General features: G+C 36.7%; 8 protein-coding genes. 6 read left to right on the top strand and 2 right to left on the bottom strand.

Features of this window, described 5'->3' with window-relative positions; genetic code table 11:
* Window positions 1–766 precede the first annotated feature (766 nt).
* A complete protein-coding gene (locus N9R04_RS07185) occupies window positions 767–2,044 on the bottom strand; it encodes a replication-associated recombination protein A (protein WP_262856029.1) in 1,278 nt (425 codons plus the stop codon).
* Window positions 2,045–2,302: 258 nt separating this feature from the next.
* Between N9R04_RS07185 and cymR the strand changes: the two genes are divergently transcribed.
* The 3 genes from cymR (at window position 2,303) to N9R04_RS07170 (ending at window position 3,162) form a co-directional block, all read left to right on the top strand.
* On the top strand, window positions 2,303–2,722 hold the full coding sequence (cymR, locus tag N9R04_RS07180; RefSeq protein ID WP_262856028.1) for a cysteine metabolism transcriptional regulator CymR: 420 nt from the start codon (window positions 2,303–2,305) through the stop codon (window positions 2,720–2,722).
* A gap of 85 nt (window positions 2,723–2,807) precedes the next feature.
* Window positions 2,808–2,990 (top strand): CsbD family protein, encoded by a 183-nt coding sequence (locus tag N9R04_RS07175; protein WP_262856027.1) that lies wholly within the window; start codon window positions 2,808–2,810, stop codon window positions 2,988–2,990.
* A 28-nt stretch (window positions 2,991–3,018) separates the two neighbouring features.
* Complete coding sequence (locus tag N9R04_RS07170) at window positions 3,019–3,162, top strand: hypothetical protein (RefSeq protein WP_262856025.1); 144 nt, start codon at window positions 3,019–3,021, stop codon at window positions 3,160–3,162.
* A gap of 75 nt (window positions 3,163–3,237) precedes the next feature.
* Here the strand turns inward: N9R04_RS07170 and N9R04_RS07165 are convergent, their stop codons facing one another.
* A complete protein-coding gene (locus tag N9R04_RS07165) occupies window positions 3,238–4,233 on the bottom strand; it encodes an LLM class flavin-dependent oxidoreductase (RefSeq protein WP_262856024.1) in 996 nt (331 codons plus the stop codon).
* 166 nt (window positions 4,234–4,399) lie between these two features.
* Between N9R04_RS07165 and N9R04_RS07160 the strand changes: the two genes are divergently transcribed.
* The 3 genes from N9R04_RS07160 to N9R04_RS07150 all read left to right on the top strand — a co-directional run bounded on the left by N9R04_RS07160 (window position 4,400) and on the right by N9R04_RS07150 (window position 7,446).
* Complete coding sequence (locus tag N9R04_RS07160; protein ID WP_262856023.1) at window positions 4,400–5,542, top strand: cysteine desulfurase family protein; 1,143 nt, start codon at window positions 4,400–4,402, stop codon at window positions 5,540–5,542.
* Window positions 5,543–6,655: a tRNA 2-thiouridine(34) synthase MnmA gene (mnmA, locus tag N9R04_RS07155; RefSeq protein ID WP_262856022.1), complete on the top strand. Its 1,113-nt coding sequence runs from the start codon at window positions 5,543–5,545 to the stop codon at window positions 6,653–6,655.
* Between the two features lie 134 nt (window positions 6,656–6,789).
* Window positions 6,790–7,446 (top strand): tetratricopeptide repeat protein, encoded by a 657-nt coding sequence (locus N9R04_RS07150; RefSeq protein WP_262856021.1) that lies wholly within the window; start codon window positions 6,790–6,792, stop codon window positions 7,444–7,446.

Raw genomic sequence — 7,446 nt, 5'->3', positions numbered from 1 at the left:
AATTAGATTTCTGTCCCGCTCCCTCTTTCAGCATCTTGGCAGTAGATGACTGATTTAAAAATGCGCTTGTATCAAGCTTTTTTTAATTCTAGTCATCCTTGCCGGGGCGGGACTACGAAATCTTTTTATTCAAATTAGATTTCTGTCCCGCTCCCTCTTTCAGCATCTTGGCAGTAGATGACTGATTTGAAAATGCACTTGTATCAAGCTTTTTTAATTCTAGTCATCCTTGCCGGGGCGGGACTACGAAATCTTTTTGTTCAAATTAGATTTCTGTCCCGCTCCCTTCAACATCTCGGCAGTAGGTGACTGGTTTGAAAACGCGCTTGTATCAAGATTTTTCAATTCTAGTCATCTTTGCCGGGGGCGGGACTACGAAAATTTTTATTCAAATTAGATTTCTGTCCCGCTCCCGAATCGTGAGCGTTTCTGTTGAAAATCCTGCTTGTGGAACGTCGTTAATCGGTTTCCTATAGCACAGAAACTTTATGTCTCAATCTTAAATATACAATAGGTGGAGGGGTGTCATATTTATAATGCGTAAAAAGTTGAATGTTTACAGGATTGATACAATTGTTTTTAGGAAGAGTTGATAGGAAGAGACTGAGTGCAAGTGTATTTATCGCATCTTAATATTTACGATAAATCTATAGAGAAGTAAATGAGTAGGAGAGGGTAGTTATAATTTTCTACAGATGAGTCAGTTAAAATTCGTATTTAACTGGGAGTTAGATAATGAAACGCTGTTCGACTCCCAGTTTATTATTTATAAATTTTGTTGAGCAGATAAGAGGTTATCATAAACCGATTTAAATTGTTGTTCTGCTTTCGACGTAGTTTTCGGCTCATAATATATTCTGTTTTTAAGTTTAGTGGGTAAATATTGTTGAGGTACAAAGCCACCTTGATGATCGTGAGGATATTTATATCCCTGCGCACGTCCTAATTGTTTTGCACCGGTATAATGCCCATCACGAAGATAATTAGGAATTTGACCGACCTGGCCGTTTCGAATATCACTTAATGCAGCATCAACTGCTTTAATTCCTGAGTTAGATTTAGGAGATAAACTTAGTTCAATAACCGCTTGACTTAGAGGAATTCTAGCTTCAGGTAAACCTAATCTCTCTGCAGATTCGATAGCAGCAAGTGTCCGTTGGCCCGCACTGGGAGATGCTAAACCGATATCTTCGTAACTGATAACAAGAAGTCGTCTCGTTATTGTAGGCAAATCTCCAGCTTCGATTAAACGAGCAAGGTAGTGTAATGCAGCATTCACATCACTGCCCCGAATCGATTTTTGAAACGCACTCATAACATCGTAATGCATATCTCCATCCTTATCACTCAAGAATGCTCCTCTTTGTAAACAATCTTCAGCATCGTCAATAGTGATGTGGCGGTGGTCGTCTTTAACCTCACTACTGAGTACAGCTAATTCTAAAGCGTTTAGAGCGCTACGCACATCCCCTTGACTTTGGGTAGCAAAATAATCTAACGCTTCACTATCAACTTGTGGTTGGTACTCTTTAAGACCTCGCTCTGAATCCTCTAAAGCTCTTTCTAATGCCTGATAAATATGTTCATGATTTAATGGATAGAGTTCAAAAATTTGTGCTCGAGAACGTATTGCAGGGTTGATTGCATGATAAGGATTAGAAGTTGTAGCACCAATTAATACAATTTTACCATCCTCTAGATGAGGTAATAGGAAATCTTGTTTCGCCTTATCTAAACGATGGATTTCATCTAACAATAAGATGACTCGACCAGACATTTTTGCCTCATCGACGATCATTTGCATATCTTTCTTTGAATTTGTCACTGCATTTAATTGTCTAAATTTATAATTAGTGCTTCCCGCTATAGCTTTTGCGATACTCGTCTTGCCGATGCCTGGTGGGCCGTATAAGATCATCGATGATAGCTGCTTAGTATTGACCATGCGTCGAATAATACCTTTATCTCCAACAAGATGTTGTTGCGAAATGATCTCATCAATATTTTTTGGCCTCATTCTATAGGCTAGAGGTTCCCTTGCCATATTTCTCACACCTTTCTCGCTTAAATTCTAACATAATTGTTTCGGTTAAAGTGATCTCTTATTATCCAATTATCATTTGAGTATGATACAGAGATACACTATACTAGATGATTAAGAAACTTAATAGTATGTTTATTATTTTGATTTCACTGTTATTTTATAAAAATAGAAGCCACTTAAGGGATTGAAATGTTATAATAATTAGGAAATGGTAAAATAATAGTAATAAACAGTATTTGAATTAAGCGAGGTATAAATATGAAAATATCAACTAAGGGTAGATACGGGCTAACATTAATGATTTCCCTTGCTAAAAAAGAAGGTCAAGGGTGTGTTTCACTCAAGACAATAGCTGAGGAAAATAACTTGAGTGATCTTTATTTAGAACAACTTGTAGGGCCGTTAAGAAACGCTGGTTTAATTCGAAGTGTGCGTGGTGCCAAAGGCGGTTATCAATTACGTGTTGCAGCAGAAGAAATAACTGCTGGTGATATTATTCGTCTATTGGAAGGACCCATAACTTTTGTTGAAAGTATTGAATCTGAACCACCAGCTCAAAAACAACTGTGGATTCGCATGAGAGATGCAGTAAGAGATGTATTAGATAATACTACTTTAAAATATTTAGCAGAGTATAGAGAAACTAATAATTTAGATGGCTATATGTTCTATATTTAATCTTGCTTAAAAAATTTAATATAGATGTTTAAGGACAAGTAAAGGTGGTATAATTTAAATACATCATCTAAGGAGGAACATAATTATGGCCAATGAGAATAAATTCGAACAAGCTAAAGGTAACATCAAAGAAACTGTAGGCAACGCTACAGATAATAAAGATCTTGAGAATTCTGGCAAAGAAGATAAAGCATCTGGAAAGGCCAAAGAATTTGTCGAAAATGCTAAAGACAAAGTGAATGAAGCAATCGATAAATTGAAAAAATAACTTTTAATTTGAGGAAGGAGTTTTTTCCATGAGTGAAAATTTCTTAGATAAAGCAAAAGATGCAGCTAAAGATGTTTCTGACAAATTAAAAGACACTGATAATGATAAAGCTAAAGAAGTAAGCGATAAAATCGATTCAGTGACTGGCGAAGATAAAAAAGACGATAAATAAAGTCGTTAATATAAGGGAGCGGGACAGAAATCTAATTTGAAAAAAGATTTCTGCCCCGCTCCCTTCTTTTACATATTATGAACTAAAAATGTTATGCAGTCGGCGATAAGATTCATCTTGCGCGTTTCGATCATAGATATAACTTACAGCCATCAATTCATCGATTTCTCCATAATATGATTTAAATTGCTCGAATTGTTCTCTTACAGTTGCTTCAGAACCAATGAGCGAGTGTTTAAATCTTTCTTCTACCATAGCGTACTCTCTAGGTGTAAGTATCTCCTGTAAATTATCAGTTGGTGGTTGAACAGGTTGCATACGGCCCCGTAGGATACTAACCATCACTTGTGCTTGCGTTGAAGCTAAATACTTAGCTAAGTCATCTGTTTCTGCCACAATCGCATTTAAACAAACGATCACATACGGTTTATCAAGATAGTCTGAGGGTTCAAACAGCTCTTTATAAATTTCAAGCGCTTCTTTCATTTGTTGAGGTGCGAAGTGTCCGGCAAACACATATGGCAATCCTTTTCGTGCAGCAAGATGAGCAGAATCAGTTGAAGAACCTAATATATAAAGTGGGACTTTTTTACCGACAGCTGGATAAGCCCTTACATATGCTTGTTGCTTAGCAGGACCAAAGTACGTTTCAAGTTGAGCTACATCTTCTGGGAACTCATAAACACCGTTGTGCTGATCACGGCGGAGAGCGCTAGCTGTCATCATATCAGTACCTGGAGCTCTTCCTAGACCGAGGTCTACACGGTTAGGGAATAGAGTTTCCATCGTTCCAAACTGTTCAGCTACAACGAGGGGAGAATGGTTAGGTAACATGATACCACCAGAGCCAACACGTATCTTTTTAGTATGCTCTAACGTTCGTTGAATGAGTAGAGCTGTAGCAGAACTGACTAAATTAGGGGCGTTGTGATGCTCAGCGATCCAATAACGTTCATAATTGAGGTGATCGAGATGTTGTGCCAGTTCCACCATATCCTCTAAAGCATCTTTATCTGTTTGTCCTTCACGAATTGGAACTAGATTCAATGCCGACAGTTTCATATTAGACATACTTGTCCTCCTATACTTATATATGTACACATATTCTAACAGCTCAATTTTGACACTAGTAGAGAAACGCTCAAATGATTTACTTTTCATAAACAGGTAGGTAGAAATTTAAATTTTTAGGTGCTATCATTATAGCGTTAAGATTAATGATTGGAGTGTTACAGACATGGGAATTTATCTTGATTACGCCGCCACTACCCCAATAAAACCAGAAGTGCTAACTCAAATGATAGATATTTATGAAAATCATTATGGAAATCCTTCATCAATTCACAGTATTGGCAGGGACGCTAGAAAATTCTTAGATGAATCTCGTAGGACTGTAGCAACTTCATTAGGAGCACAGCCTAATGAAGTCATATTCACTAGTGGCGCAACAGAATCCAATAATACTGCTATCAAAGGTATCGCTTATGCTAATCAACACAGAGGTAGACATTTAATTACTACTAAAATAGAACATCATTCTGTCTTACATGTATTTGAACAACTTGAAAAAGAAGGGTTTGAAGTCACTTATCTCGATGTGAATAAAGCGGGCATCATCGATTTAGAGCAGTTGAAAAATGCTATTACAGACGAGACTATATTAGTTTCTATTATGTTTGTAAATAATGAAGTAGGTACTGTGCAACCTATGTATGATATCGATTATATTCTGCAAGATAAAAATATTCTTCTTCACGTGGATGCTGTTCAAGCCATAGGTCATTTACCTATTGATTTCCATGAACTAAACATCGACACGATGAGTATCACAGGTCATAAATTCGGTGGTCCTAAAGGGATAGGGGCTCTGCTAGTAAAGACTGACACTCCAATTCACTATAATCAGTTAGGTGGAGAACAAGAAGTCAAAAGAAGAGCAGGAACTGAAAATCTTCCTCAAATTATCGGCTTAGCCCAAGCTATTAAAAATGTATCAAGCCAGATAGATGAAAATAACCTTCATTTAATGACGCTAAAGAATCAACTTCTAGTATCTTTACAAGAACGGTCAATACCTTTTGAACTTAATGGTTCGATGACCGAAACCACTGGTCACATCGTCAATCTTTATTTTCCATTCATTGATGTGGAGACCATGCTTACACTTTTAGATTTAGCAAATATATATGTTTCATCAGGATCTGCTTGCACAGCTGGTTCAACGGATCCTTCACACGTAATAACTTCAATGTATGATAAGAACCGTGCGTTTCATTCAGTTCGTTTTAGTTTTAATGAGCAAACAACAGAGACAGAAGTTAAGCAGGTTGTAGCAGAAATTCACAAAATATATCACCGTTTTAAAAAGGAGGAAGCATAGTTGAACAGAAGTGATACAAGAGTAATAGTCGGTATGTCGGGTGGTGTTGACAGCTCTGTAACTGCTCATCTTCTCAAAGAACAAGGTTATGATGTAATAGGAATATTTATGAAAAACTGGGATGATACCGATGAGAATGGTGTATGTACAGCAACTGAAGATTATAATGATGTTATAGCAGTGTGTAATCAGATAGATATTCCTTATTACGCTGTGAATTTTGAGCAAGAATATTGGGATAAAGTATTCACTTATTTTCTTGATGAATATAAAAAAGGGCGCACGCCTAATCCAGATGTTATGTGTAATAAAGAAATTAAATTTAAAGCCTTTTTAGATCATGCGCTCAAACTAGGTGCTGATTATGTCGCCACGGGACATTACGCTCGAGTACGTAGAAATGACAATGGACGTGTAGAGATGCTTCGAGGCATTGATAACAATAAAGATCAAACATATTTTTTAAATCAACTTTCTCAAGAACAGCTCTCTCATGTTATGTTTCCGATTGGAAATATGGACAAAAAGGAAGTGCGACGTATCGCAGAAGAACAAGGCCTAGCTACAGCTAAAAAGAAAGACTCCACGGGAATATGCTTTATAGGTGAAAGAAACTTTAAAGACTTCCTATCTCAATACTTGCCCGCTCAAGCAGGAGACATGCGTACACTCGACGGAGAGTTAAAAGGGAAGCATAGTGGATTGATGTATTACACAATAGGACAGCGTCACGGTCTAGGTATTGGAGGTGACGGGGATCCATGGTTTGTAGTAGGTAAGAACTTACAAGATAATGTTCTCTACGTAGGTCAAGGGTTCCACAATGAAGCGCTATATAGTGATTATCTCATCGCTTCTGATGTCTCATTTGTTAACCCGGTTGATATCAAAAATGGTTTCAAATGTACAGCTAAATTTAGATATCGTCAAAAAGATACTGAAGTGTTTGTTCAGCAAGTATCGCCAAACAGCATTCGCGTGTCATTTAATGAGCCAGTGCGAGCGATTACACCAGGGCAAGCTGTAGTATTATATGAAGGCGAGGTTTGTCTAGGTGGTGCTACCATAGACGAGGTCTTTAAGGAAAGCGGTCAATTAAACTATGTTATTTAAATATCGAAACTAAACTTAAATAAAGGGAGCTAGGCTTGTACGCATATTAAAATAATAATGAGTCTTGTCTCCCTTTCTTTAGATTTATTAGTAAAATAATTATAATAATAGTGATAAGAAAAGAGGGTAGTTTAGTGGAACAAGAACAGATTTACGACTTGATTAAAAAGGGAGAAGTTGAACAAGCACTTCAGGCTTTATTTAACAATATTGAAAGACGTCCTAAAGAAGTAGAGAACTATATCAATGCAGGCATACTTATAGCTGAAGCAGGAGAAGTAGAAAAAGCTGAAAAATTCTTTCAACGGGCACTAACATTAGATTCTGAAAATAGTGCAGTCTTCTATAATTTAGCGAACATATATTATAACGAAGGGCGTTATAATGAAGCTATTAAATTATACCAACAAGCTTTGCAACTACCTCATGTCCATCAAGTTGATGTGAATTACATGATTGGTATGTCTTTCAACCAACTTAGTGCTCACAAAGAAGCATTACCCTATCTCATGCGTGCAGCAGAATTAGATGACGATAAAGATGTAGAGGTACATTTTCAATATGGTTTAGTGCTGTGTCATCTTGAAATGTATGAACAAGCAGTAAATCAATTAGATAAAGTGTTAAATGAACAATCTGATCACGTTGATGCTTTATATAACAAAGGGTTAGCACATTATATGTTAACTGAGAACAAAGAAGAAGCGATGAGGTATTTCAAGAAAGCAATAGATATAAGTCCTGATCATCATATGAGTCAACATGCGTTACAAACGTTTAAGCAATTATAA

Source organism: Staphylococcus marylandisciuri (assembly GCF_025519785.1).
Classification (GTDB): Bacteria; Bacillota; Bacilli; order Staphylococcales; family Staphylococcaceae; genus Staphylococcus; species Staphylococcus marylandisciuri.
Note: the sequence above shows the minus strand (reverse complement) of the source record. Positions and strands in the feature narration are given on the sequence as shown.